The 23,598-nt window shown below is 74.4% G+C and carries 19 protein-coding genes and 1 riboswitch; of the genes, 12 read left to right on the top strand and 7 right to left on the bottom strand.

All coding sequences use genetic code 11. From position 1 onward, the window contains the following. The 3 genes from ACZ7LE_RS21595 to ACZ7LE_RS21585 all read left to right on the top strand — a co-directional run bounded on the left by ACZ7LE_RS21595 (position 1) and on the right by ACZ7LE_RS21585 (position 7,271). Positions 1–1,002, top strand: coding sequence for a LacI family DNA-binding transcriptional regulator (locus ACZ7LE_RS21595; RefSeq protein WP_470405293.1), 1,002 nt, complete (start codon positions 1–3; stop codon positions 1,000–1,002). An 82-nt stretch (positions 1,003–1,084) separates the two neighbouring features. Beyond that, on the top strand, positions 1,085–5,431 hold the full coding sequence (locus ACZ7LE_RS21590; RefSeq protein WP_470405292.1) for a GH92 family glycosyl hydrolase: 4,347 nt from the start codon (positions 1,085–1,087) through the stop codon (positions 5,429–5,431). Positions 5,432–5,747: 316 nt separating this feature from the next. Next, positions 5,748–7,271, top strand: coding sequence for a ricin-type beta-trefoil lectin domain protein (locus ACZ7LE_RS21585; RefSeq protein WP_470405291.1), 1,524 nt, complete (start codon positions 5,748–5,750; stop codon positions 7,269–7,271). A gap of 150 nt (positions 7,272–7,421) precedes the next feature. Here ACZ7LE_RS21585 and metE read toward each other — a convergent pair whose 3' ends face one another. Continuing rightward, positions 7,422–9,815 carry a 5-methyltetrahydropteroyltriglutamate--homocysteine S-methyltransferase gene (gene metE, locus ACZ7LE_RS21580; protein ID WP_470405290.1) on the bottom strand — a complete coding sequence of 798 codons (2,394 nt, stop codon included), beginning with the start codon at positions 9,813–9,815 and terminating at the stop codon, positions 7,422–7,424. A gap of 8 nt (positions 9,816–9,823) precedes the next feature. Next, positions 9,824–9,927: riboswitch (SAM riboswitch) on the bottom strand. A 178-nt stretch (positions 9,928–10,105) separates the two neighbouring features. Here metE and ACZ7LE_RS21575 point away from each other — a divergent pair. Both ACZ7LE_RS21575 and ACZ7LE_RS21570 read left to right on the top strand, forming a co-directional pair. Beyond that, positions 10,106–10,810, top strand: a complete 705-nt coding sequence (locus tag ACZ7LE_RS21575) for a type 1 glutamine amidotransferase domain-containing protein (protein ID WP_470405289.1) — start codon at positions 10,106–10,108, stop codon at positions 10,808–10,810. 44 nt (positions 10,811–10,854) lie between these two features. Next, positions 10,855–11,760 carry a LysR family transcriptional regulator gene (locus tag ACZ7LE_RS21570; protein ID WP_470405288.1) on the top strand — a complete coding sequence of 302 codons (906 nt, stop codon included), beginning with the start codon at positions 10,855–10,857 and terminating at the stop codon, positions 11,758–11,760. Between the two features lie 48 nt (positions 11,761–11,808). Here ACZ7LE_RS21570 and ACZ7LE_RS21565 read toward each other — a convergent pair whose 3' ends face one another. The 4 genes from ACZ7LE_RS21565 to ACZ7LE_RS21550 form a co-directional block, all read right to left on the bottom strand. Then, positions 11,809–12,366 (bottom strand): hypothetical protein, encoded by a 558-nt coding sequence (locus ACZ7LE_RS21565; RefSeq protein WP_470405287.1) that lies wholly within the window; start codon positions 12,364–12,366, stop codon positions 11,809–11,811. A 203-nt stretch (positions 12,367–12,569) separates the two neighbouring features. Next, entirely contained in the window at positions 12,570–13,769 is a 1,200-nt protein-coding gene (locus tag ACZ7LE_RS21560; protein WP_470405286.1) for a Cmx/CmrA family chloramphenicol efflux MFS transporter, read from the bottom strand. A gap of 205 nt (positions 13,770–13,974) precedes the next feature. After that, positions 13,975–14,919: a hypothetical protein gene (locus ACZ7LE_RS21555; RefSeq protein WP_470405285.1), complete on the bottom strand. Its 945-nt coding sequence runs from the start codon at positions 14,917–14,919 to the stop codon at positions 13,975–13,977. A 1-nt stretch (position 14,920) separates the two neighbouring features. Beyond that, the gene (locus tag ACZ7LE_RS21550; RefSeq protein WP_470405284.1) at positions 14,921–15,592 is read right to left on the bottom strand and encodes an RNA polymerase sigma factor; all 672 of its coding nucleotides are present in this window, start codon (positions 15,590–15,592) and stop codon (positions 14,921–14,923) included. Between the two features lie 96 nt (positions 15,593–15,688). Between ACZ7LE_RS21550 and ACZ7LE_RS21545 the strand changes: the two genes are divergently transcribed. From ACZ7LE_RS21545 to ACZ7LE_RS21530, 4 genes are all read left to right on the top strand, one after another. Continuing rightward, positions 15,689–16,561, top strand: a complete 873-nt coding sequence (locus tag ACZ7LE_RS21545) for a M15 family metallopeptidase (RefSeq protein ID WP_470405283.1) — start codon at positions 15,689–15,691, stop codon at positions 16,559–16,561. 77 nt (positions 16,562–16,638) lie between these two features. After that, on the top strand, positions 16,639–17,412 hold the full coding sequence (locus ACZ7LE_RS21540) for an ABC transporter ATP-binding protein (protein ID WP_470405282.1): 774 nt from the start codon (positions 16,639–16,641) through the stop codon (positions 17,410–17,412). Continuing rightward, entirely contained in the window at positions 17,409–18,206 is a 798-nt protein-coding gene (locus tag ACZ7LE_RS21535; RefSeq protein WP_470405281.1) for an ABC transporter permease, read from the top strand. Before ACZ7LE_RS21540 ends, ACZ7LE_RS21535 begins: the two co-directional genes overlap by 4 nt. A 46-nt stretch (positions 18,207–18,252) precedes the next feature. Beyond that, positions 18,253–19,026, top strand: a complete 774-nt coding sequence (locus ACZ7LE_RS21530; RefSeq protein WP_470405280.1) for a MerR family transcriptional regulator — start codon at positions 18,253–18,255, stop codon at positions 19,024–19,026. Positions 19,027–19,300: 274 nt separating this feature from the next. Here ACZ7LE_RS21530 and ACZ7LE_RS21525 read toward each other — a convergent pair whose 3' ends face one another. Continuing rightward, positions 19,301–19,756, bottom strand: a complete 456-nt coding sequence (locus ACZ7LE_RS21525; protein ID WP_470405279.1) for a DoxX family protein — start codon at positions 19,754–19,756, stop codon at positions 19,301–19,303. Between the two features lie 144 nt (positions 19,757–19,900). On the opposite strand from ACZ7LE_RS21525, the gene ACZ7LE_RS21520 reads away from it, so the two are divergent. Further along, entirely contained in the window at positions 19,901–20,416 is a 516-nt protein-coding gene (locus ACZ7LE_RS21520) for a TetR/AcrR family transcriptional regulator (protein ID WP_470405278.1), read from the top strand. 407 nt (positions 20,417–20,823) lie between these two features. Here the strand turns inward: ACZ7LE_RS21520 and ACZ7LE_RS21515 are convergent, their stop codons facing one another. Further along, positions 20,824–21,921 (bottom strand): AraC family transcriptional regulator, encoded by a 1,098-nt coding sequence (locus tag ACZ7LE_RS21515; protein WP_470405277.1) that lies wholly within the window; start codon positions 21,919–21,921, stop codon positions 20,824–20,826. A 212-nt stretch (positions 21,922–22,133) separates the two neighbouring features. Here ACZ7LE_RS21515 and ACZ7LE_RS21510 point away from each other — a divergent pair, with 212 nt between their 5' ends. Continuing rightward, the gene (locus tag ACZ7LE_RS21510; RefSeq protein WP_470405276.1) at positions 22,134–22,892 is read left to right on the top strand and encodes an SDR family NAD(P)-dependent oxidoreductase; all 759 of its coding nucleotides are present in this window, start codon (positions 22,134–22,136) and stop codon (positions 22,890–22,892) included. A 101-nt stretch (positions 22,893–22,993) separates the two neighbouring features. Further along, on the top strand, positions 22,994–23,584 hold the full coding sequence (locus tag ACZ7LE_RS21505; protein ID WP_470405275.1) for a putative glycolipid-binding domain-containing protein: 591 nt from the start codon (positions 22,994–22,996) through the stop codon (positions 23,582–23,584). The last annotated feature ends 14 nt before the right edge of the window (positions 23,585–23,598 follow it).

Raw genomic sequence — 23,598 nt, 5'->3', positions numbered from 1 at the left:
ATGCGTCGACCGACGCTGGCAGTGGTGGCGCAGGCCGCCGGGGTGAGCCTGAAGACCGCCTCCCGGGTGCTGAACGGGGAGCCCAACGTGGCGTCCGCGACGCGCGAGCGCGTGCAGGACGCCGCGGCGTCGCTCGGCTTCCGCCGCAACGCCGTGGCCGCCGACCTGGCCCGCGGCGGCCTCTCGCGGCTGGTCGGGTTCATCACCGGAGACCTGGCCAACGAGTTCTACTCGGCCCTGGCCAGCGGCATCGAGCGGGAGCTGCGCGAGCACGGGCTGCAGCTCCTGACGGCGTCGTCCGACGAGGACCCCGAGCGCGAGGCGTCCCTGACGGGCGAGCTGCTCGAACGGCGGGTCGGCGCCCTGATCGTCACGCCCGCCGGTGCCGACCACTCGGCGCTGCGCGGCGAGATCGCCGCGGGGCTGCCCGTGGTGGTCGTGGACCGGCCGGCGGCCGGGATGGACGTCGACACCGTGGTCATCGACAACCGGGGCGGCACACGCGCCGCCGTCGGCCACCTGCTCGCGCACGGCCACCGCCGCATCGCGTTCGTGGGCGACGAGCCCCATCTGTGGACCTACCAGGAGCGCAGCGACGAGTTCCTCGCCGCGATGCGCGACGCCGGAGTGTCCGACGCTGACCGCTGGGTCCGCTCCGGCGCCCACGACGCCGCGGCCGCCCGCGACCTGGCGCTGGAGCTGCTCGCGGCGCCCGAGCCACCCACCGCGATCCTCGCCGCGAACAACCGGGCCACCGTCGGCACGCTCCAGGCCCTGCGCGACACCCCGGGCGGGGCGGACGTCGCCGTGGTCGGCTTCGACGACTTCGAGCTCGCCGACCTGCTGGGCATCACCGTGGTCGCCTACGACGCCGTCGAGATGGGGCGGCGGGCCGCCGAGCTCGCCGTCGCGCGGTCCGCCGACGCCGACCGGACGGTCGAGCAGGTGGTGCTGCCCACGCGGGTGGTGACCCGCGGCAGCGGCGAGCGGCCGCCCCGCTGACGGACCGGCCCGTTGACACCGGGCCTGACCTCCACCTACGTTCTGGCTCGACAGCGCTGTCAGCCGACGAGGGAGACCACCCATGTCCACAGTCCCCGGCCGGGCCAGATCCCGGCAGGCGGCCGCCGCTCTCTCGGGAGCACTCGCCCTGCTGCTCGCGGTGCCGTCGGGCACCGCACTGGCGGCACCCGCAGCGACCGCGCCGGGCGCCACCGCGCCCGCAGCGCCCGCGCCGGGCGGGGGAGCCGGCGGCGACTTCGCCACGTCCTTCGAGGACGACGACGCCGCGCCGCTGGAGTCCACTCCGGCGCAGCGCGACGGGGCGCCGTGGCAGGAGAACGTCGGCGAGTTCGTCGTGGGGCTGCCCGGCAGCGTGCTGGACCGCGTCTCCGCCGTCGCGGCGAGCGCGGAGAACCTGCCGAACGAGGGCGCGGCGAACCTCGCGGACGCGTCGTCGGCCACCAAGTGGCTCACGTTCGCTACCACGGGCTGGGCCACCTACGAGATGGCGGAGCCCACCGTGGTCACGGCCTACGCGCTGACCTCGGCGAACGACTTCGCCGACCGTGACCCGCGCGCCTGGACGCTGCAGGGCTCCACCGACGGCGAGACCTGGGAGACGATCGACCAGCGCAGCGGCGAGGCCTTCGAGGACCGCTTCCAGCAGCGGACCTTCGAGCTCGACGAGCCGACCGCCGCCTACACCTGGTTCCGCCTGGACGTGACGCAGAACGCGGGCGCGGGCATCGTGCAGCTCGCCGACTGGGACCTGTCGGCGGACCTCACCGAGCAGCCCGCGGACCGGCCGATGACCACCGCCGTCGGCTCCGGGCCCACCACGGTGGACTTCACGAACAAGAAGGGCGTCGGCTTCACCGGCACCCGCTCCCTGCGGTACGACGGCGGTCACCAGGCCGACGGCCCGGCGCACGCGACCAACGTGCTCTACGACGACGTCGACGTCCGCGTGGGCCGCGACACCCGGCTGAGCTGGAAGATCTTCCCCGAGCTGCTGGGCGACCTGGAGTACCCGTCCACCTACGCGAGCATGGACCTGCGCTTCACCGACGGCACCTACCTGTCCGACCTGGACGCGCGCGACGCGCACGGGACGGTCGCGACGGCCGCCGGGCAGGGCGCGGGCAAGATCCTGTACGCCGACCAGTGGAACTCCGTGCGGGTCGACCTCGGGTCGGTCGCGCGCGGGAAGACGGTCGACCAGGTGCTGCTGGGCTACGACAACGACGGCGGTGCGGCAGTCACGAAGTTCGCCGGCTGGCTGGACGACGTCGCCATCGAGGCGCAGCCCGAGCGGATCGACGGGGACAGCCTGACCGACTACGTCGACACGCGCCGCGGCACGCTGTCCAGCGGGTCGTTCTCGCGCGGCAACAACGTGCCGGCCACGGCCGTGCCGAACGGCTTCAACTTCTGGACGCCGCTCACCAACGCGTCCTCGCAGAGCTGGCTGTACGAGTACCAGGCCGCCAACGACGAGCAGAACCGCCCGGTGCTGCAGGGCATCGGCATCTCGCACGAGCCGAGCCCGTGGATGGGCGACCGCAACCAGCTCGCCTTCCAGCCCGCCACCGGCGCGGGCGTGCCCGACGGCGGCCTCGACGCGCGCGGCCTGGCGTTCGACCACGCCGACGAGACCGCGCGTCCCGACTACTACGGCGTGACCTTCGCCGACGGGATCAAGGCCGAGGTGACGCCGACCGACCACGCGGCGGTGCTGCGGTACACGTTCCCCGCGGACGCGGACGCGGACGCGGACGCCGGGCCCGCGACCGGCCACGTGCTGGTCGACCGGGTCGCCGGGTCCTCGAAGCTGTCGTTCGACGCCATCACGGGCGAGCTGACCGGCTGGGTCGAGAACGGCAGCGGCCTCTCGGTGGGCCGCACCCGCATGTACGTGGCGGGCACGTTCGACCGCGCGCCGTCGGCCGTGGGCGAGGCCGCGGGCGACCGCGCCGGAGCCCGCTACGCGACGTTCGACACCAGCACCGACCGCACCGTCGAGCTGCGCGTGGCCACCTCGTTCATCGGGCTGGAGCAGGCGCGCGCCAACCTCGGCCTGGAGGTCACGGGCCGCTCGTTCGCCACGGTCCAGCGGGCCGCCGAGCGGCAGTGGAACGACCGGCTCGGCGTGATCGAGACGGAGGGCGGCAGCGAGGACGAGCTCGTGACGCTGTACTCGAACCTGTACCGCCTCAACCTGTACCCGAACTCGCAGTTCGAGAACACCGGCACCGCCAAGCGGCCCGTGTACAAGTACGCGAGCCCCGTCACCGCGCCGTCCGGCGAGGCGACCGACACCGCGACGAACGCGAAGATCACGGACGGCAAGATCTACGTCAACAACGGGTTCTGGGACACCTACCGCACGGCCTGGCCCGCGTACTCGTTCCTGTACCCGGACGTCGCCGCGGAGCTGGTCGACGGGTTCGTGCAGCAGTACCGCGACGGCGGCTGGATCGCCCGCTGGTCCTCGCCGGGCTACGCGGACCTGATGACGGGCACGTCGTCCGACGTCGCGTTCGCCGACGCCTACCTCAAGGGCTCCCTGCCCACCGACAAGGCGCTCGACGCGTACGACGCCGCGCTACGGAACGGCACCGTGGCCCCGCCGAACAACGCGGTGGGCCGCAAGGGCCTGGAGTCCTCGCCGTTCCTCGGCTTCACGCCGGAGAGCACCCACGAGTCCGTCTCCTGGGGCCTGGAGGGGCTGATCAACGACTTCGGCATCGGCAACATGGCCGCGGCCCTGGCCGAGGACCGGCGCACGCCGCGGGAGCGGCGCGCGACGCTGCGCGAGGAGTCGGCCTACTTCCTGGAGCGCGCCACGCACTACGGCGAGCTCTTCGACCCGGCGATCGACTTCTTCCAGCCCCGCCACGCCGACGGCGAGTTCCTCAACGCGCCCGAGGACTACGACCCGCGCACGTGGGGCGGGGGCTACACCGAGACCAGCGGCTGGAACTTCTCGTTCCACGCACCGCAGGACCCGCGCGGCCTCGGCAACCTCTACGGCGGCCAGGACGGCCTGGAGGCCAAGCTCGACGAGTTCTTCGCCACCCCGGAGGACGCCACGCACACCGGCGGCTACGGCGGCGTCATCCACGAGATGCGCGAGGCGAGGGACATCCGGCTCGGCCAGTGGGGCATGAGCAACCAGGTCTCGCACCACATCCCGTGGCTGTACGACGCCGCGGGCGCGCCGCACAAGACCCAGGAGATCGTGCGGGAGGTCACGCGCCGCCTGTTCGTGGGCAGCGAGATCGGCCAGGGCTACCCGGGCGACGAGGACAACGGCGAGATGTCGTCGTGGTGGATCTTCGCCGCGCTCGGCTTCTACCCGCTGCAGGTCGGCTCCGACCAGTACGCGATCGGCTCGCCGCTGTTCGACAAGGCCACCGTGCACCTGCCGGACGGCGACCTCGTGATCAACGCGCGGAACAACTCGGTGGAGAACGTCTATGTGCAGTCGCTGCGCGTGGACGGCAAGAAGCGCACGTCGACGTCGCTGTCCCAGGCGGACCTGTCGGGCGGCGCCCGGCTGGACTTCGTGATGGGCGCGGAGCCGTCGGCGTGGGGCACCGGGGCGGACGACGCGCCGCCGTCGCTCACCGAGGGTGACGAGCCGCCGACGCCGGACCGGGATGCCACGGCGGCGGGGAGCGTTACTGTTGCCGGAGGTTCTGCCGCTGACGCCGACGCGTTGGTGGACGACACGTCGTCCTCGCGCACCACGTTCGCGACCGGAACCCCGACGATCACGTGGGACGGATCCGGCACGACGGCCACGGTCGGCACGTACACGCTGACCTCGGGCGTGGCGGGCACGGCGGCGCCGTCGGCCTGGCGGCTGGAGGGGTCGGACGACGGCGAGAGCTGGACCGTGCTCGACGAGCGGGACGGCGAGGCGTTCCGCTGGGCGCTGCAGACCCGGACGTTCCAGGTCGACGACCCGGAGGAGTACGAGCACCTGCGGATCGTGGTGCAGGAAGTTGCCGGCGACGGCGACCTGTCGCTGGCCGAGGTGCAGCTACTGGCCGACCAGGGCGCCGGCGCCGACGCGCTGCCGCTCGAGGCGGCCGCGCCGCCGGACGCGGAGACGCGAGCGAAGGCCCGGGCCGCCGACCAGGCGGAGGACACGGCGGGCGGCATCACGGTGTGGGCCGCCCCGGCCTGCGTCGACGGCGACTCGACGCTGCGGGTCGTGGTGGACGGCGCCAAGGGCGCGACCGTCAGGGTCACGTCCGACTTCGGGAGCAAGACCGTCAAGGGCGGCGGCGAGCTGACGTTCGAGTCGGGCTCGGCGCAGGTCGGCACCGGCGCGGTGACCGCGGTCGTGACGGCGACCGTCGACGGCGAGAAGGCGACCGAGACGGTGACCGTGCCGTACCAGGCGGCCGCCTGCGGCTGATCTCGACGGGCCAGTGCGGTGGTGTCGCCTCCCGGGGCGACACCACCTCCGCGGGGTGTGTTGCTGTGCGTAGACGTTGTCCACGCGGAGCAACACACCCCGCGTGCGTGCGTTCACCCTGCGGCGCTGCGGTATCAGTGCATACAGGGCGGATAGGTACTTTCCACACAGGGTCGTCCCACCCGTTCTGGTGGTGGGCCGGCGTCAATACGCTCCCAGGCACACGAGGTTCCCCAGGCCTGATGAGGAGCACACCACCATGTCACGATCCCTGAGAACGTCACGTTCCCTGATAGCGCTGTCAGCAGCGGTGCTGATGGTCGGCACGGCGCTGACCGGCGCGAGCACGGCGGGCGCGGCCCCGGCACCGCAGGACGCCCGCACCGCGGCGGACGTCCGGGGCGCCGACGCCCCCGACAACCTGCCCGAGGGCCAGGTCGGCGCGATGGAGCGCGACCTCGGCCTCACTCGGGCCGAGATCCCCGCCCGCCTGGCCCGCGACGCCGACGCCGCGATCGTCGAGGCGCACCTGACCGCGGCGCTCGGCGACCGGTACGCGGGCACCTGGCTGCCCGACGGCGCCGACGCGCCGCGCGTCGCCGTCACCAGCGCGGCGGCGGCCAAGGTGGCCGAGCGCGCCGGCGCCGACGCCGTCGTCGTCGAACGCAGCCTGGACGAGCTGACCGGGTGGAAGGAGGCCCTCGACGACGTGGGCGCCCCCACCTCGGTGCACGCCTGGTACGCGGACCCGGTCACCAACGAGGTGGTGATCGAGGCCGCCGACACCGCGGCGGCCCAGGCGATGATCGCCGCGTCGGACGTGCCGGCCGATGCCGTGCGGGTGGAGAGGTCGAAGGTCGCGCCCCGGACGGCGCGCGACATCCGCGGCGGCGACGAGTTCCACAAGCCGCTCGGCAACGGGTACGTGACGCTGTGCTCGATCGGCTTCGCGGTCTCCGGCGGGTTCGTCACGGCCGGGCACTGCGGCTCGACCGGCGACCCGGTCAACGCCCCCGACGGCGCCGCGCTCGGCACCTACCGCGGCTCCACCTTCCCGGGCCACGACTGGGCCTGGGTCGGCACCAACGGCAACTGGACGCCCACCCCGGCGGTGAACAACTACGCGGGCGGCACGACGGCGGTCGCGGGCTCCGCGGAGCAGGGCATCGGCGCGGCCGTGTGCCGGTCGGGCCGCACCACGGGCTGGCGCTGCGGCGTCATCCAGGAGAAGAACGTCACCATCAACTACGGCTCCGGCGACATCCCCGGCATGGCGACCGGCTCGGCGTGCGCCGAGGGCGGCGACTCGGGCGGCTCGGTGCTCTCGGGCAACCAGGCGCAGGGTGTCACGTCGGGCCGCATCGGCGACTGCTCGACGAACGGCCGGTTCATCTACCAGCCGGTCAACCCGATCCTGAGCGCGTACGGGCTGCAGCTCACCACCACCGGCGGCGGCAGCGGGGGCCGGCCGCTGATCGGCCTGGCGGGCAAGTGCATCGACGTGCCGAACTCCGAGTTCACCGACGGCAAGCGGCTGCAGCTGTGGACCTGCAACGGCACGGGCGCCCAGAACTGGACGTTCCAGGCCGACGGGACGCTGCGGGCCGGCGGCCTGTGCATGGACGTGGCCGGGGCGAACACCGGCGACGGCACCGCGGTGCAGCTCGCCAACTGCAGCGGCAACCCGGCGCAGCAGTTCACGCTGAGCGGGGCGGGGGACCTGGTCTCGATCCTCGCGAACAAGTGCGTGGACGTGCCGAACAGCAACAGCGCGGACGGCACGAAGCTCCAGATCTGGACCTGCAACGGCACCGCGGCCCAGAAGTGGCGCGTGGGCTGACGGTATCCGGTCGGTGACGCCGCATCGTCTCCGAGTCACCGCCTGTGAGCCATCACCTTTGAGGCCCGGGTTTCTTCGCTTTGACACATGTCAAAGCGAAGAAACCCGGGCCTCAAAGGCGAGCGGCGCGAGCCGGTGTCGGAACCGGCGTCAGAGGGTCGCGCGGACCGTCTTCGCCGCCGTCACCAGGTTGGCGAGGGACTCCTTGGTCTCCGCGTAGGCGCGCGTCTTCAGGCCGCAGTCCGGGTTGACCCAGACCAGTCGCGGGTCGATCGACTTGGCGGCGAGCTCGACCAGGTCGGTCACCTCCTGCACCGACGGCACGCGCGGGCTGTGGATGTCGTAGACGCCCGGCCCGATGCCGCGCCCGTACCCGGCGTCGGCCAGCTCGGGCACGATCTCCATGCGGGACCGGGCCGCCTCCACGGACGTGACGTCCGCGTCGAGGCCGTCGATCGCGCCGATGACCTGCCCGAACTCCGAGTAGCACAGGTGCGTGTGCACCTGCGTGGCGGTGTCCGCCCCGGCGGTCGAGAGCCGGAACGAGCGCACCGACCAGTCGAGGTAGCCCGGGTGCGCGGCCTTGCGCAGGGGCAGCAGCTCGCGCAGCGCGGGCTCGTCCACCTGCACGACGCCGATGCCCGCCGCCTCCAGGTCGGTCACCTCGTCGCGCAGCGCGAGGGCGACCTGGTCGGCGGTGTCGCCGAGGGCCAGGTCGTCGCGCACGAACGACCAGGCGAGGATCGTGACCGGACCCGTGAGCATGCCCTTGACCGGCTTGTCGGTGAGCGACGCGGCGTAGGCCGTCCACTCGACCGTCAGGGGCGCGGGCCGGGACACGTCGCCCCACAGGATCGGCGGCCGCACGCAGCGCGAGCCGTAGGACTGCACCCAGCCGTTGACGGTCGTCGCGAAGCCGTCGAGCTGCTCCGCGAAGTACTGCACCATGTCGTTGCGCTCGGGCTCGCCGTGCACCAGCACGTCCAGGCCCAGCTCCTCCTGGAGCGCGACCGTGCTCGCGATCTCGGCGCGCATCGCCGCCGTGTAGTCGGCGTCGGACAGCTCGCCCCGCACCCACGCGGCGCGCGTGCTGCGGATCTCGGCGGTCTGGGGGAACGACCCGATTGTCGTGGTCGGCAGCGGCGGCAGGTTCAACCGCGCCTGCTGCGCGGCCGCCCGCTCCGCGTACGGCGCGCGCTCGACGTCGGCGGCGGTCAGCGCGGCGGTCCGTTCGCGCACCGCCGGGACGACGACGCCGGGCGCCGCCGCGCGGGAGCGCACCGCCGCGGTCGACTCGGCGAGCCGGTCGGCGACCGCCGCGCGGCCCTCGGTCAGCGCGGTGGCCAGCGTGACGACCTCGGCGACCTTCTGGTCGGCGAACGCGAGCCATGACGTCAGGTCCGTGTCCAGGCGGGGCTCGTCGGCGACGTCGTGCGGCACGTGCAGCAGCGACGTCGAGGTGCCGACGGCCAGCGCGCCGGCGCCGACTCCCGTGCCCGGGCCAGCCAGGCCCTCCACGACGGTCAGACGGGCGTCGAGGTCGGCGCGCCAGATGTTGTGGCCGTCGATCGCGCCCGCGACCAGGGTCTTGGTCTCCAGGCCGGGCACCGCGCCCGTGGGGATGGCGCCGCGCACCAGGTCGATCGCGATCGCCTCGACGTCGGTCCCGGCCAGCAGGGCGAGGCCGTCGCCTGCCTCGCTGCGCAGGTCGCCGTACGGGGCGGTGACGAGGATCGCGGGGCGCTCGGCGCGGTCGGCTCGGGAAGCGGCGGGGGAGAGCTCGGTCGCCAGCGTGGCGTAGGCCCGGCGGACGGCGTCGGCGACCTCGTCGAACGGGACGTCCAGCAGGTCCGTGACCAGGGCCGGCTCGTCGAGCTGTACCCAGGGGGCGCCCGCGGCGGCGAGCGCGCGCAGCAGGTCGGCGTACGCGGCGACGACGTCGTCGAGGCGGTCGAGCGGGCGGAAGCCGTCCGGGGAACCATCAGCGGGCTTGCTGAGCAGCAGGAACGTCACCGGTCCCACGAACGCGGGGCGGGTCACGACGGCCTGGCCGCCGTCGGCCGGGTGCGCCAGCTCGGTGAACTCGCGCACCGCGCGGTCGTCGACGAACCCGATCGGGGTGTCCGGCCCGATCTCCGGGACCAGGTAGTGGTAGTTCGTGTCGAACCACTTGGTCATCTCAAGCGGTGCGTTGTCGCCCTCGCCGCGCGCCACCGTGAAGTAGGCGGACAGGGTCAGGCGACCCCCGTCCGCGGTGAGCCCCGCGAAGCGGTCGGGCACGGCGCCCAGCAGCGCGACGGCGTCGAGCACCTGGTCGTAGTACGAGAACGAGCCGGGGACGGCAGCGTTGCCGGCGTCCAGGCCCAGGTCGACGAGCCGGCGGGCGGTGGCGAGCCGCAGGTCGCGGGCGGTCGCCTCCAGCTCGTCGGCGGTGGTGCGGCCGGCCCAGAAGGACTCGACGGCGCGCTTGAGCTCGCGCCTCCGGCCGATGCGGGGGTAGCCCAGGATCGTGGCGGTGGGAAGGTGCGGGTTCGTGACTGCCATGCGTATCAGCTCCATCGGACCTGGCGTTAGCACCTTGCCCCGAGATTGGCGCCTCGGAGGTAGGTTGCTGCGGTGTCGTGGAGCCAGGACTCTCGACCGCTCTGGATGATGAGACTTGATCGTAGGCATGCCCGGGATGTGGTCGGCAAACCGTCCACGCCTCGGACAAATCGGAGCCATAAGTCTGGTTATAGCTCCGGCCGACCGTTTCGGCATCCGGTGATGGAATCTGACGTTCCCCGAGGACCGCACCCCAGCGGGACACTCCCCGAACAGATCGGAACCACACCATGTCGAAGATCCTGATGGTCGTCTCCGCCGCGAGCAGCCTGCGCCTGGCCGACGGCACCGAGCACCCCACCGGCTACTGGGCCGAGGAGGTCGCCGCCTCCCACCGCGTGCTCACCGCGGCCGGCGCGCAGGTCGACGTCGCGACGCCGGGCGGCGTGGCGCCCACGGTCGACCCGGTCAGCCTCGACGAGCGCGGTGGGGTGCCCGCAGCCGACGCCGCGGAGTTCCGGGCGTACCTGGACGGCATCGCCGACCAACTCGACCACCCGCTCACGCTGGCCGACGTCGACGCCGCCGGCTACGACGCCGTGTACCTCCCCGGCGGCCACGCCCCCATGGCGGACCTGGCGCACGACGCCGACCTCGGCCGCCTGCTGCTCGCCGCGAACGACCGGGGCACGACCGTCGGCGCGCTGTGCCACGGCGTCGCCGCGCTGCTCAGCGCCCAGGGGCCGGACGGCACCTTCGCCTACGCGGGCCGGGCGCTCACCTCGTTCACGGACGAGGAGGAGCGCCAGGGCGGCCTCGGCGACGCCGCGCCCTACCTCGTCGAGTCGCGGCTGCGCGAGCGCGGCGCCGTCGTCCAGGTCGGCGCGGCCTGGAGCAGCACCGTGGTCCAGGACGGCAACCTGATCACCGGGCAGAACCCGCAGTCCAGCGCGGCCGCCGCCGAGGCGGTGCTCACGGCGCTCGCGGCGCGCTGAGCCCGGCTAGCCTGTGGGCAGGACGACGACGGAGGGTGGTGCCGGTGCCGGGTCTTGACCTCCTCGCCACGTTCCTGGAGGTCTACCGCACCGGGTCGCTGTCGGCGGCGGCGGAGCGCCTGGGCGTGAGCCAGCCCGCCGTCACCGGGCAGCTCGCCCGCCTGGAGGAACAGCTCGGCACCCGCCTGTTCGTGCGGTCCCGCCGGGGCGCCGAGCCCACGGAGCGCGCCGTGGCGCTGGCCGCCGAGGTGGGGCTGCACGTGGACGGGCTCCGGTCGGCCCTCGGCCCGCGCGACGTCGAGCCGGCGGTGCGCGGGCTCGTCCGGATCGGCGGGGCCGCCGAGCTGATGACGGTGCGCGTGCTGCCGGCGCTCGCGCCGCTCGTCGCGCAGGGGCTCCAGCTCCGCACGACGCTCGGGCTCGGCGACGAGCTGCTGGCCGCGCTGGCGGCCGGCCACCTCGACCTGGTCGTGTCCTCGGTGCGCCCGCGGCAGGACGCCGTGGTGGCGACGCCGCTGGTCGACGAGGAATTCCTGCTCGTCGGGCCGCCGGCGCTGGCCCACACCGTCGACCCGGTGCGCCTCGCGGCCGACCCCGTGGCCGCCCTGGCGCACCTGCCGCTGGTCGCCTACGCGGAGGACCTCCCGATCGTGCGCCGGTACTGGCGCAGCGAGTTCGGCCGGCGCCCGCCCAACACGACGGCGCTGGTGGTGCCCGACCTGCGCGCCGTGCTCGCCGCCGTCACCGGCGGCGCGGGCGTGTCCGTGCTGCCGCGGTACCTGGTCACGACGGCGCTGGACGCCGGGCAGGTGGTCGAGCTCCACCACCCCGAGGCGCCGCCGCTGAACACGCTGTACCTCGCGGGGCGCCGCGGCGTGCCGCGCGGGCCGGCGGTCGCGGCCGTCCAGGCGCGGCTGACCGAGGCCGCCGCGGAGTGGGGGAGCCTCTAGCCGGTCACGCCGGTCACGCCGGCCGGGCCGGTCGAGCCCTTCGGCCGGTCACGCCCCGGCGCACGCGTCGCTCTCCACCGGACCCGAGAGACCCACGAGCGGCGGGTACGCCGAGACCCGGAGCTCCCAGCCGGCCGGGTCGGTGGCCGTCACGTACGCGTCGCCGCCGTTGTCGGCGTGGGTCACGTCCGACAGCGGGTCGAAGCCGTGCTCCTGGAGCACCGGGTCGAGCCCGGCGGCGAGCTCGGCCAGACCGTCGCTGGGCTCGTACAGGTCGCCCTCGCCCAGGCTCTCGGCGAGGAAGAGCACGCACTCGCCGTCGGGCTGCCCGGTGACGAACGGGAAGCGGTCCTTGGCGGCCCACGCCACCCCCGGGACGGACTCCCGGAGCGCCCCGAGGACGTCGTCCATCGTCGCCGTGTACTGCTCCGTCGCGGCCTCCCGGGCGGGGGCCGGTTCCGCGGGCCCGGCCGGGACGTCGTCCGGGCCCGCGGAGCAGGACGCGAGCACGCCCGGGATCAGCACGGCGAGGGCCAGGCCGGCCGTGCCGCGGGTCCGTCGCGCACGTGCCGGGAACCGTGCCCGGAACCACGCTTGTGCTGGCAACCACGCTTGTGCTGGCAACAGGGACCGCATCCGTCTCCTCGTTCGTGCTCGCCGCCGTCGTGCCGGGGACGCTACCAGGCACGACGGCGGCGCGGTCGGGAACTCGGCACGCCGGGTGCGGTCGCGCGACCTCTGCCGGCGGCTCCGGGGAGAGGGTCGCACGGCCGGGGGCGTAACGCTGGGGTAGCACTGCTACCCCAGCGTCACCTCCTCGGCTGCGCGACGTCTCCCGGGTGCTGCCCCAGGTGTGCGCGCCGTACTACCCCGAGCGTGACGGCCGCCGCCGTCAGCGCCGCGCTCACCGCCAGGGGCCCCGCGGGCCCGAGCGCCGCGACGGCGCTCCCGCCGAGTACCGGGCCGGCGAGCGCGCCGAGGTTGAGGGCGACCGTCGAGAACGCGCCGCCCATCGTCGGCGCGCCGTGGGCCGCCGCCATGGAGCGGGCGATCAGCGTGCCGCCCACGGCGAACGACAGCGCGCCCTGCACCGGCGCGAGCACCCACACCACCGCGGGGTTCGGGGCGAGCAGGGCCCACAGGACCCATCCCGCGAGCAGGGCGGGGCCGGCGACCGCGAGCAGGCGCGCGCCGTGGACGTCGGCGAGCCGGCCGGCGGCCGAGACCCCGGCGAAGGCACCGAGTCCGAACAGAGCCAGCACCACCGGCACCAGGGCGGATCCGAGGTCCGCGCCGTCCGTGACGACGATCGCGAGGTAGGTGAACGCGCAGAACGTCGCGCCGTTGACCAGCACCCCGAGCACGAGGTTGTGCCGCAGACGCGGGGAGCGCAGCGCGCCGAGCTCGGTGCGCAGGTCCAGCCGGGCGCGCGGCTCCACCCGTGCGCCCGGCGTACCGACGTCGAGCCGCACCGGCGTCAGGCAGGCCACGGCGACCAGGGCCGCGGCCGAGACGCCGGCGATCGCCCACAGGGCGGAGCGCCAGCCCCAGAGCTCGCCCAGCAGCGCGCCGGCGGGGACGCCGGCGACCAGGGCGAGCGTCGTGCCGCCGAGGATCGTGGCCAGCGCCCGGGCACGCCGGCCGGCGGGGACGACGTGCTGGACCGTCGACAGCGCGACCGCGAGGAACCCGGCGTTCGCCACCGCGGCGACGAACCGGGTGCCGAGCAGCACGGCGAAGCTGTCGGTCAACGCCCCGGCGACGTGGGCGGCGGCAAACGCCAGCAGGCAGGCGGACAGGGTCCAGCGGGGCGGTAGGCGGCGTCCGACGGCGGCCGTGAGCGGCGCGCCGACGACCATCCCGACCGCGAAGCCCGAGGTCAGGTAGCCGGCCTGGGCGACCGAGACGCCGAGGCCGAGGGAGATGCCGGGCACGAGCCCGGCGAGGACGAATTCCGACGTGCCTTGCGCGAAGACCGCGACTGCGAGCACGTAGAGCAGGACAGGCATGAGCAACTCCGAAGGGTGGAGGGAGACGGGTAGGCCGGGACGGCACTACGGGCCCTTCGGATGCGCTGACATGGCCCGCTCGCAAGGGAGCGCGGCTCGGTGGTCTCTACAGGGGCATCTCGGGCTACCGGAGTACCGGCAGCCCTGACCTGGATGCTTCTGGAGACCTCATGCGGTGAAGCTAGCACGTGGTGGCGCCGGCTGGTCACGGCCGAGCGCTCTCGTGCGTCGGCGCCTCGCTCGGCTCGGCGCAGCCGGACCAGCTCAGCTCGCTGCGCACCTGGAACCCCTTGCCGTCGTCGGACTCGGCCCAGATCTCCTGGGCCTGCGGCAGCCACGTGGCGGTGTCGACGAGCACCTCGACGCGGGTCACGTCGCCGCCCCGCACCTGGCTGTCCGACGGGGTGATCCGGATCCGCGCGACCGTCCGGCCGGCGAGCTCCTCGACGACGAGGTCCTCGTCGAGCCGCTGGTTCGTGCCGTCGTACCCGGGCAGGCCGAGCACCACGCGGGCCGACGCCGCCTGCAGCACCTGGAGCGGCCGCTGGTCCAGCGGGGGCTTGGGCACGGCCACGTCCGGCTCGTCGACCTGGTAGAAGCGCACGAGGGAGTCGTCCCCGAGCGTCGAGCGGAGCTTCACGCCGCAGCTCGCGCCGGACATCGCCTTGCCCGCCAGGGTGACGACCTTGCCCGGCGTCTGCCAGGTCGTGGGCGACGGCGACGCGCCAGGACGCGGGGTGTCGGCCGTCGGCGTGCGCGGGTCCGGGGCCGAGCCCGGGAGGGCGTCCTGCGCGGGCCCGCCCGCCAGGCTCAGCATGAGGACGGCGGCCGCTGCCGCGGCGGCCGCGGCCGTCCACGCGAGGACCGGCCCGCGGCGGCCGGACGACGCACGCCGGAGCGCGGCCGGGACCCGTCCCGGTCGCGCGGCGGGATCGCGGAGCAGCACCTCGACGGTGCCGGTGTCGGCCGGGTTGTCGGCCCCGTCGTCGGACCAGATGCCGGTCGGGTCGTCGTGGCGGGTGTGGTCCCGGCCGGTCGGGGTCCGCGCCTCGGCCCGCGCGCGGGACTCGGCGTACGCGCGTGCCAGGTCGAGCTCGGGATCGGCCGCGCGCAGCGCACGGCGGGCGCGGGTCAGCTCGTCGTCGTCCACGTCAGGCTCCCTCCTCGGTCAGCCGTTCGTCAGTCAGCCGTTCGTCGCTCAGCCGTGCGTACGCCGCGCGCAGCCGGCGCCGGGCGCGGTGCACCCGGGTGGCCGCGACCGCCGTCGTGCAGCCCAGGACCTGGGCCACCTCCGCGGTGCTGAGCTCCGCGGCTGCGAGCAGCGCGATGACCTCCCGGTCGGCGGGCCGCAGCCGGTCCATCGCGCGGCGGAGCTCGTCGAGCTCGCCGACGAGGCGGACGTCGTCGGTGCTCGCCGGGGCCGGGTGCGCGCGCACCCGCTCGACCAGGGCCGTGCGCCGCTGCCGGGCGCGCGCCTGGTTGGCCATCACCCGCCGGGCGACGGCCAGGAGCCACGCCCGCGGGTTGTCGGGCAGCTCGCCCTTGCGCCACACGATCGCGAAGACCTCGGCCACGACGTCCTCCGCCTCGGCGGCCGGGAGCCGCGCGCGGGCATACCGGTGGACGGCGCGCGCGTGCGTCGCGAAGAGCTCCTCCGTGCGCGCGGGCGTGAGCGGTCCCGCGGCGACGCGGTCCGGCTCGGTGTTCGTGGTCAGGGCGGGCTCCGGGTCTCCGTGGGTTCGGGGTGCAGGGCCCCGGGGTGCGGGTCCCTGGGGGTGGATGCTTCCGACACAGTGTGTCCGGCAGGCAACCGCCCATGACACGACCCGGGTGTTGCCCACGTCACAGCGCGCCCCTGACATCGGGGACCGCGGGCCGCACACGATTCCGGTGTGCCTACCTTTTCGAACCGTTTGTCCGTGGCCCGCGCCGGGGGCGTCGCCGCGGTGCTGCTCGCCGCCGTTCTGGTGCTCGCCGGCTGCGCGGCCGGATCCGGCGCGGGTCCCGCGGTGCCGCCGGGCAGTGCGGGGCCGGCCGGCTCCGGAGAGCAGGCCGGCGGGCACGGTGCGCAGGGGCCGGGGACCAGCGGGACGGGAGCCGACGGCGGGACGGGCGCCGCGAGCGCCGTGTTCCCGAAGGGCGTGCCTGTCGATGCCGGGCCGGGCAGCGAGCCGGACGGCGCACCCGGTGCCGGCCCGGGCATCGACCTGACCGCCCGGTCGATCTCCGACCCGGCGAGCCCCTGGGTGGTGGTCAACAAGCACACGCCGCTCGACCCGGTCGAGTTCGAGCCCGACCTCACCACGGTGCGCGGCTACCTCGTGCGGCCCGACGTCGCGCCGGACCTGACGGCGCTCCTCGCGGCGGCCGACGCCGACGGCGTCCGCCTCACGCTCCGCAGCGCCTACCGCGGGTACCCGAAGCAGGCCGCGGTGTACGAGGGCTGGGTGGCGCAGCTCGGGGCCGAGCAGGCGGACGCTGTCTCGGCGCGCCCGGGGCACAGCGAGCACCAGACCGGCCTGGCGGTGGACGTGGGCGGCACGACCGAGCCCGGGTGCGACTTCGAGCCGTGCTTCGGGGGGACCGCCGAGGGGCGGTGGGTCGCGGAGCACGCCGCGGTGTACGGCTTCCTGGTGCGGTACACGCCCGAGAACAGCGCGGTGACGGGGTATGCCCCCGAGGCCTGGCACCTGCGCTGGGTGGGCCGCGACCTGGCGGGGTACCTGGCGGACACCGGTGTCACGACGCTGGAGGAGGTCTTCGACGTGCCCGGCGGGGGCTACACCGACTGACGGCCCGGCCCGGCTCACGTGCTCGCCGGGCCGTCGGGCTTGACCTTGCCGTAGCGGCAACCCTGCACGCTGCGGTCATGACCACACCACAACCGGTGACAGGCACCGCGATCGAGGTCGCCGGCCTGCACAAGTCCTACGGCGACCATCACGTGCTCGACGGCGTGGACCTCGTCGTCCCCGCCGGCTCCGTCTACGCCCTGCTGGGGCCGAACGGCGCGGGCAAGACCACCATGGTGAACATCCTGTCCACGCTGCTCGCGGCCGACGCCGGCGAGGTGCGCGTCGCGGGCCACGACGTGCGCCGCGAGCCGGCGCGCGTGCGGGCGGAGATCGGCGTGACCGGGCAGTTCTCGGCGATCGACATGTTCCTGACCGGCCGCGAGAACCTGCGCCTCATGGCCGACCTGACCCATCTCGACCGGGCGACGGCCGTCCGGGACGTCGCGGGGCTGCTCGACCGCTTCGACCTGGCCGACGCCGCCGACCGTCGCGCACTGACCTGGTCCGGCGGTATGCGGCGCCGCCTCGACCTGGCGATGACGCTCGTCACGCGGCCGCGCCTGATCTTCCTGGACGAGCCGACGACGGGGCTGGACCCGCGCAGCCGCCGCGCGGTCTGGCAGGTGGTCCGGGAGCAGGTGGCCGACGGCGTCACCGTGCTGCTGACCACCCAGTACCTGGAGGAGGCCGACGCCCTGGCCGACCGGGTCGGCGTGCTCGACGCCGGCACGCTGGTGGCCGAGGGGACGCCGGGTGAGCTCAAGGCGCAGGTGCCTGGCGGCGCCACCAGTCTCGACGACGTGTTCCTGGCGCTCACGGGGCACGCCGCGGAGGTGACCGCACGATGAGCACCACGTACGCCGTCCGTGACTCGATGACCATGCTGCGCCGCAACCTGCGCCACCTCAGCCGCTACCCGTCGCTGGCGGTCATGCTGATCGCCATCCCCGTCGTGTTCCTGCTGCTGTTCGTGTACGTGTTCGGGGGCACGCTGGGCGCGGGCCTCCCGGTCGACGGCGGCGGCAGCCGCGCCGACTACCTGAACTACCTCGTCCCCGGCATCTGGGTGATGACCGTGTCCAGCGTGGCGAACGGGACCGCCGTCTCCGTCGCGATCGACCGGACCGGCGGGATGTTCGACCGGTTCCGGACCATGGACATCGCCCGTGTCTCGGTGCTGACCGGGCACGTGCTCGGCGCGGTGGTCCGGACCGTGCTCGCCCTGACGGTGATGGTCGGGTTCGCGGTGCTGCTCGGGTTCCGGTCGCAGGCCGGGGTCGTGGGCTGGCTCGGGGCCGCCGGGCTGGTGCTGCTCCTGGCGTTCTCGTTCACGTGGCTGACCGTCGCGATGGGGCTGGCCGCCGGCAGCGTCGAGACGGCGAGCAACACGCCGCTGGTGCTGATGGTGCTGCCGGTCGTGAGCAGCGGGTTCGTGCCCACCGAGCAGATGCCGGCCGGACTGCGGCAGTTCGCCGAGCACCAGCCGTTCACGCCGGTCATCGAGACCCTGCGCGCCCTGACGTCGGGTACGCCCGTCGGGTCGGCCGGCTGGCTCGCGATCGGCTGGTGCGTGCTGATCGCCGGTGTGGGCTTCGCCTGGTCCCGCCACGCCTTCGGCCGGGTCGCGGCCACCGCACGCTGAACGGACACCACGGCGCGGGCCGGCGGACAGACGGGAGGATGGGGAGATGCTGACGATCGGACAGGTGGCGTCCTACGCGGGGGTGACGGCGCGCACCGTGCGGCACTACCACGCCGTCGGGCTGCTGCCGGAGCCGGAGCGCGACCACGCCGGGTACCGCCGGTACGGCGCGCAGGCCGTGGTGGACCTCATCCGGATCCGGACCCTGGCCGACGCCGGCGTGCCGCTGGCCCGGGTCCAGGAGCTGCTGCACGCCGACGAGGCGGAGCTCGCGGCCGCCGTCGCCGAGATCGACGCGCGGCTGCGGTCGGAGATCGAGGAGCGGGAGCGGCACCGCGAGCGCATCGCACGGCTCGCCGCGGGGGACAGCCTCGCGCTGCCGCCGGAGGGCGTGGCCTACCTCGACCGGTGGCGGGCGCTGGGCGTGCCCGAGCGGGTCGTCGAGATCGAGCGGGACAGCTGGATCCTGTCGCTGGCCGTGTACTCGCGCGAGCAGATCGCCGCGGCGATGGTGGCGAAGGGGCGCCTGCTGGAGGACGCCGAGTTCGTCGACGTGCTGCGGGCGATCGGCGAGGGGATCGGCTGGGACCCGGACGACCCGCGGCTGCCCGGTCTGGCCGACAAGGTGGCGGCCGTCCTGGACCGCCACGCCGACCGGACGGGTGGCAGCGTGCGCGGGGTGGAGCGGGGGCTCGTCGAGCAGTTCGACTCGCTCGCCCTCGACTCCATCCCGGCGGGCCGCCGTCTGGAGATGCTGCTCGAGGAGCGCGGCTGGTCGGGCTGGACCCGCCAGGAGCGGGTGCCCCGCACGACCCGGTGACGGGTCGCCGCCGCCCGGGTGTCGACGTCGGCGCCCGGGTGCCGACGTCGACCACAGCGGTTGCTGCGACGAGCTGTCGGGCTGCTGCCTGCCCTCACGGTGTTGACCACAGCGGTTGCTGCCACGCTGCTGCCCTCACGGTGTTGAGCACAGCAGTTGCTGCCACGAGAGCGCCCATCTTGGCAGCAACCGCTGTGGTCAACACCGGGCCGGTGGGGTCGGGCCAGCCGGCCCGCGGGGCCGGACGGCGGCGGGGCTGGCGGGGCCGGCGGCGTCAGACGGGGAGCCAGACGATCGACGCCAGGGCCGCCAGGTAGAGGGCCTGCTCGGCGAGGCGGCGTCCGACCGGGGTGGCCGGCTTGCCGCCGAACAGGACGCCGCGGCGCGCCGCGGAGATGTTCGCCGGGGTCATGGCCAGGGTGAGCAGCCCGAGGCAGATCGCGGCCGCGGACGCCGTCGCGGGCACCAGCAGGCCGATCGCGCCCGCCAGCTCCAGCACACCGGTGACCGCGACGAGCAGGTCGGGGCGCGGCAGCCCCGGCGGCACCATCCGCACGAGGTCCTGGCGGACGTGCGGGATGAGGCGTCCGGACGAGGCCAGCAGGTAGACGGCGGCGACGCCGACCCGGGCGGCGTCGTGCCAGGAGTCGAGGGCGGGGACCGCGAGCAGGCCGAGCAGGCGCGCGAGCGCCGTGACCGCGATCAGCAGCACGGGAAGGGGGACAGGCATGACCGTTCCAATCTTGACAGCGACAAGTTCGACCACCCCACCACCCGGAGTGCTATCTTGTCAATGGCAAGATCGCTCGGGTGCACGGCGACACCGCATGCACGAGAACCTGCGAGCGCGAAACTTCGCGAGAGACGGAGCTCCATGAGCTATCACCACGGCGACCTGCGCAGGACGATGACCGCCGCCGCCGCGACCGCCGTCGCCGAGCACGGGCCTGCCGGCCTGAGCCTGCGCGAGCTGGCCCGGCTCGCGGGGGTGTCGCACGCGGCGCCGGCCCACCACTTCGGCGACAAGGCAGGCGTGCTCACGGCCGTCGCGACCGAGGGCTTCACGCTGCTCGCCGCGGCTCTGGACGAGGCCGGCGACAACCTGCTCGCCGCCGGTGTCGCCTACGTACGGTTCGCGGTGGACCACCCCGGGCACTTCGCCGTCATGTTCGACCGCAGCCTGCTGCACGGCGACGACGCCGGCCTGCTCGCCGCCGAGGAGGTGGCCGCCGGGGCGCTCGCGGGTCTGGCGCCCGACGCCGACGGGGCGCGCGCGGCCTGGTCCGTCGCCCACGGCTTCGCGAGCCTCTGGCTCTCCGGCGCCATCGAGGGGCCCGACGTCGTCGCGGCCGCCGAACCCGTGCTACGCCGGCTGGTCCTGGACGCCTGAGAGGTGCTGGGCGCGCCGGGCGTCGGGCGCGCCGGGCGTCGGGCGCGCCGGGCGTCGGGCGCGCCGGGCGTGGCCGCAGACCATGTGGTTGTTGCCAGCGGGGTCGACGGCCTGGCAGTAACTGCATGGGTCACGTGACGGCCGGGCGTCGGACGGCAGCGGTTCCGACTGCGGGACCACAGACGCGGGCGTCACCGGGGACCATGCAGTTGCTGCCAGGGGGCTCGCAGGCCTGGCAGCAGATGCATGGTCTTCGACGGCGGCGGCGGGGCGGCGGCGGAGAGGGGCGGTGGAGCGGGGCGGCGGAGCGGGACGGCGGAGCGGGACGGGGCGGGTCGGCGGCGAGCCGGCGGAGCAGCGGGACGGCGGATGGCGGGACCTGTGAGCGACGGGGCCTGCGGCGGCGGTCAGCCGAGGACCGGGGCGCCAGCCGGCCTGCTGCGGTCGCGGCCCGGCGGCGCGCCGAACAGGCGGCGGTACTCCCGGTTGAACTGGGCCGCGCTCTCGTAGCCGACGTCGTACGCGACCCGCGTGACGCTCGTGTCCCGCGACGCGAGCAGCTGGCGCGCGGTGGCGAGCCGGAGCTGCTTCTGGAACTGGAGCGGGCTCGACCCGGTCACCGCCCGGAACGTGCGGTGGAACGCGGAGACGCTCAGGCCCGCGCGCCGGGCGAGATCCTCGACGCGGAGCGGCTCGGCGGCGTTGTCCCGGATCCACTGGACCACGGTGCTGACTCGCGTGAGCTTGCTGCCGGCGAGCCCGAGCTGCCGCACGGTGTCGCCCTGCGGTCCCGTGACCAGCAACCAGAGGATCTCCCGCCGCACCATCGGACCCAGCACCGGGAGGTCGCGCGGCCGGTCGAGCAGGCGGATCAGTCGTCCGACGGCGTCCAGCAGCTCGCCCGGCACCCGGCTCGTCGCCAGGGCGGGGACGGCGGGGCCGTGCCCGGGGCCCGGTGCGCCGGCTCGGCCCGCCCCGCGTGCGGTTCCCGCCAACGGGAGATCGGCCGACCTGCCTCCTCCCGCCGCCGGGCTTCCCGACACCGCGCTTTCCGACACCGCGCTTCCCGCCGACCGAGACCCCGCCGGCCGCGATGACCCCGCCGTCGCGCTCCCCGCCGTCGCGCTCCCCGCCAACCGAGACTCCGCCGGCAAGGACTCCGCCGGCAAGGACTCCGCCGACAGCAGCAGCTCCGCGATCGCGGGGGCGGTCAGCGTCATCCCGAACCCGAGCGCCGGTGCCTGCTCGCTCGCCTGCGTGAACCGGCCGATGACCGGCAGGTCGATCGATGTGACCAGGTACTCGCCGGGCCCGTACACGACGGTCTCGGCGCCCAGCCGCAGCTCCTTGGTGCCCTGTGTGATGAGCGCGAACGTGGTGCCCGTCGTGGCGGCCTCCGGGTCGCCAGGGCGAGTCTCCCGCGACAGGAACACCCCGGGCAGGGGCTCGGTCGTGCCGGCGGGCACGCGCCGGTCCATGAGCGCGCGCAGCTCGTCGAGGTCCATGTCGCCCACCTTCCTCCATCGGCTCCGTCCCGACCCCGCGCACCAACCTTGCGAGCAGGATCAGGCAAGAACGCGCGAGGAACGCTATCACCGTAGGCGCCGCTCATCGCCTTGACTCGTCCAGGAGCCAGGGGGACACCTTCCCGGTTCCGGTGCTTCCACCGGGAAGCACGATCCGGCAAGACTCCAGTCATCCAGGGAACGAGGCAGACATGTCGATCACCATCGTCGTCGGGGCCAGCTCCGGCATCGGACGGGCCGCTGCGATCCGCGCCGCGGAGGGCGGCTCCGGCGTCGTCGTCACCTACAACGCGAACCGGGACGGCGCGCTCGAGACGGTCTCGCGCATCGAGGAGGTCGGCGGCACCGCCGTCGCGCTCCCGCTCGACGTGGGCGACAGCACCACGTTCCCGGCGTTCCGCACCGCCGTCGAGCGTGCGCTGGCCGAGACCTGGGGTGCGCGGACCTTCACCGGCCTGGTCAACAACGCGGGCTACGGCGGCGGCACCCTGTTCGCGGACACCACCGAGAAGCAGCTCGACGACTTCTACCGGGTCATCTTCAAGGGTCCCTACCTGGTGACGCAGGCCCTGCTGCCGCTGATCGAGGACGGCGGCGCGATCGTCAACACGGCCAGCAGCTCCGCGGGCACGGCCGGGCTGTCCGAGGGGTACTCGGCCTACGGGTCGATGAAGGGCGCCGTCGTCGTGCTGACCCGCTACCTCGCCAAGGAGCTGGGCGCTCGCGGGATCCGCGTCAACTCCGTCTCCCCGGGGCCCACGCGCACCCCGTTCGCCGGCGGCGCGTTCGAGGAGTACCCCGAGATCACGGCCCAGCTCGTCGGCCGCACCGTGCTGGGTCGCCTCGGCGAGCCCGACGACGCCGGTTCCGCCATCGCGTTCCTCCTGTCCGACGGCGCGCGCTGGATCACCGCGCAGGACATCGAGGTGACCGGCGGCTTCAACCTGTAGGCGCTGCGGCCGGGCACGTCACGGCAGGGCAGGACACCTCACGGCACGGCACGGCACGTCGCAGCACGGCACGACGTGACGGCTGTCGCTAGGGTCGAACCATGCGGTTTCGACCGATGCCCCCGGTGTCGGCCTGGACCCACACCGGGGTCCGGGCCGGCTTCGAGGTGCTGTTCGTCCGGCCGACGGCGGACGGGCTGGTGCTGCGCGGGCACACCACCGCCGTCGAGGGTGCGGAGGCGTGGTCGGTCGGCTACCGGATCGACGTCGACCACCGGTGGCGCACCCGCGAGGTCCGGGTCGAGGCGTTGACGGCCGCCGAGACGCTCCGCGTCACCCTCGAACGGGTCGACGAACCCGGTGGCACGCGCTGGCTGGTCGACGGGGAGCTCGACGACCGGTTCGACGACTACGTCGACGTGGACCTCGAGTCGTCCGCCGTGACGAACACGCTGCCGATCCACCGGCTCGACCTGCGACCCGGGCTGGCCCGTGCCGCGCCCGCCCTGTTCGTCCGCGCCGGCGATCTCTCCGCCGAGCCGATCGAGCAGGAGTACCGGCTCCGGGAGCACACCCCCGACGTGCTCAGTCTCGACTACACCGCGAAGACCTTCGACTTCGCCTGCGTGCTCACCTGCGACCCCTCCGGGCTGGTGCTGGAGTACCCGGGCATCGCCGTCCGCGAGCGCTGACGGGACGGGTGCGT

The sequence above is a fragment of the Promicromonospora sp. NPDC110617 genome, assembly GCF_055598465.1.
This window is presented reverse-complemented; position numbering and strand designations above follow the sequence as displayed.

Bases quoted from the DNA above. Each gene is read 5' to 3' on its own strand.
- ACZ7LE_RS21595 (WP_470405293.1), top strand. From the start codon at position 1: ATGCGTCGACCGACGCTGGCAGTGGTGGCGCAGGCCGCCGGGGTGAGC.
- ACZ7LE_RS21590 (WP_470405292.1), top strand. From the start codon at position 1,085: ATGTCCACAGTCCCCGGCCGGGCCAGATCCCGGCAGGCGGCCGCCGCT.
- ACZ7LE_RS21585 (WP_470405291.1), top strand. From the start codon at position 5,748: ATGGTCGGCACGGCGCTGACCGGCGCGAGCACGGCGGGCGCGGCCCCG.
- metE (WP_470405290.1), bottom strand. From the start codon at position 9,815: ATGGCAGTCACGAACCCGCACCTTCCCACCGCCACGATCCTGGGCTAC.
- ACZ7LE_RS21575 (WP_470405289.1), top strand. From the start codon at position 10,106: ATGTCGAAGATCCTGATGGTCGTCTCCGCCGCGAGCAGCCTGCGCCTG.
- ACZ7LE_RS21560 (WP_470405286.1), bottom strand. From the start codon at position 13,769: ATGCCTGTCCTGCTCTACGTGCTCGCAGTCGCGGTCTTCGCGCAAGGC.
- ACZ7LE_RS21540 (WP_470405282.1), top strand. From the start codon at position 16,639: ATGACCACACCACAACCGGTGACAGGCACCGCGATCGAGGTCGCCGGC.
- ACZ7LE_RS21535 (WP_470405281.1), top strand. From the start codon at position 17,409: ATGAGCACCACGTACGCCGTCCGTGACTCGATGACCATGCTGCGCCGC.
- ACZ7LE_RS21530 (WP_470405280.1), top strand. From the start codon at position 18,253: ATGCTGACGATCGGACAGGTGGCGTCCTACGCGGGGGTGACGGCGCGC.
- ACZ7LE_RS21525 (WP_470405279.1), bottom strand. From the start codon at position 19,756: ATGCCTGTCCCCCTTCCCGTGCTGCTGATCGCGGTCACGGCGCTCGCG.
- ACZ7LE_RS21520 (WP_470405278.1), top strand. From the start codon at position 19,901: ATGAGCTATCACCACGGCGACCTGCGCAGGACGATGACCGCCGCCGCC.
- ACZ7LE_RS21515 (WP_470405277.1), bottom strand. From the start codon at position 21,921: ATGGACCTCGACGAGCTGCGCGCGCTCATGGACCGGCGCGTGCCCGCC.
- ACZ7LE_RS21510 (WP_470405276.1), top strand. From the start codon at position 22,134: ATGTCGATCACCATCGTCGTCGGGGCCAGCTCCGGCATCGGACGGGCC.
- ACZ7LE_RS21505 (WP_470405275.1), top strand. From the start codon at position 22,994: ATGCGGTTTCGACCGATGCCCCCGGTGTCGGCCTGGACCCACACCGGG.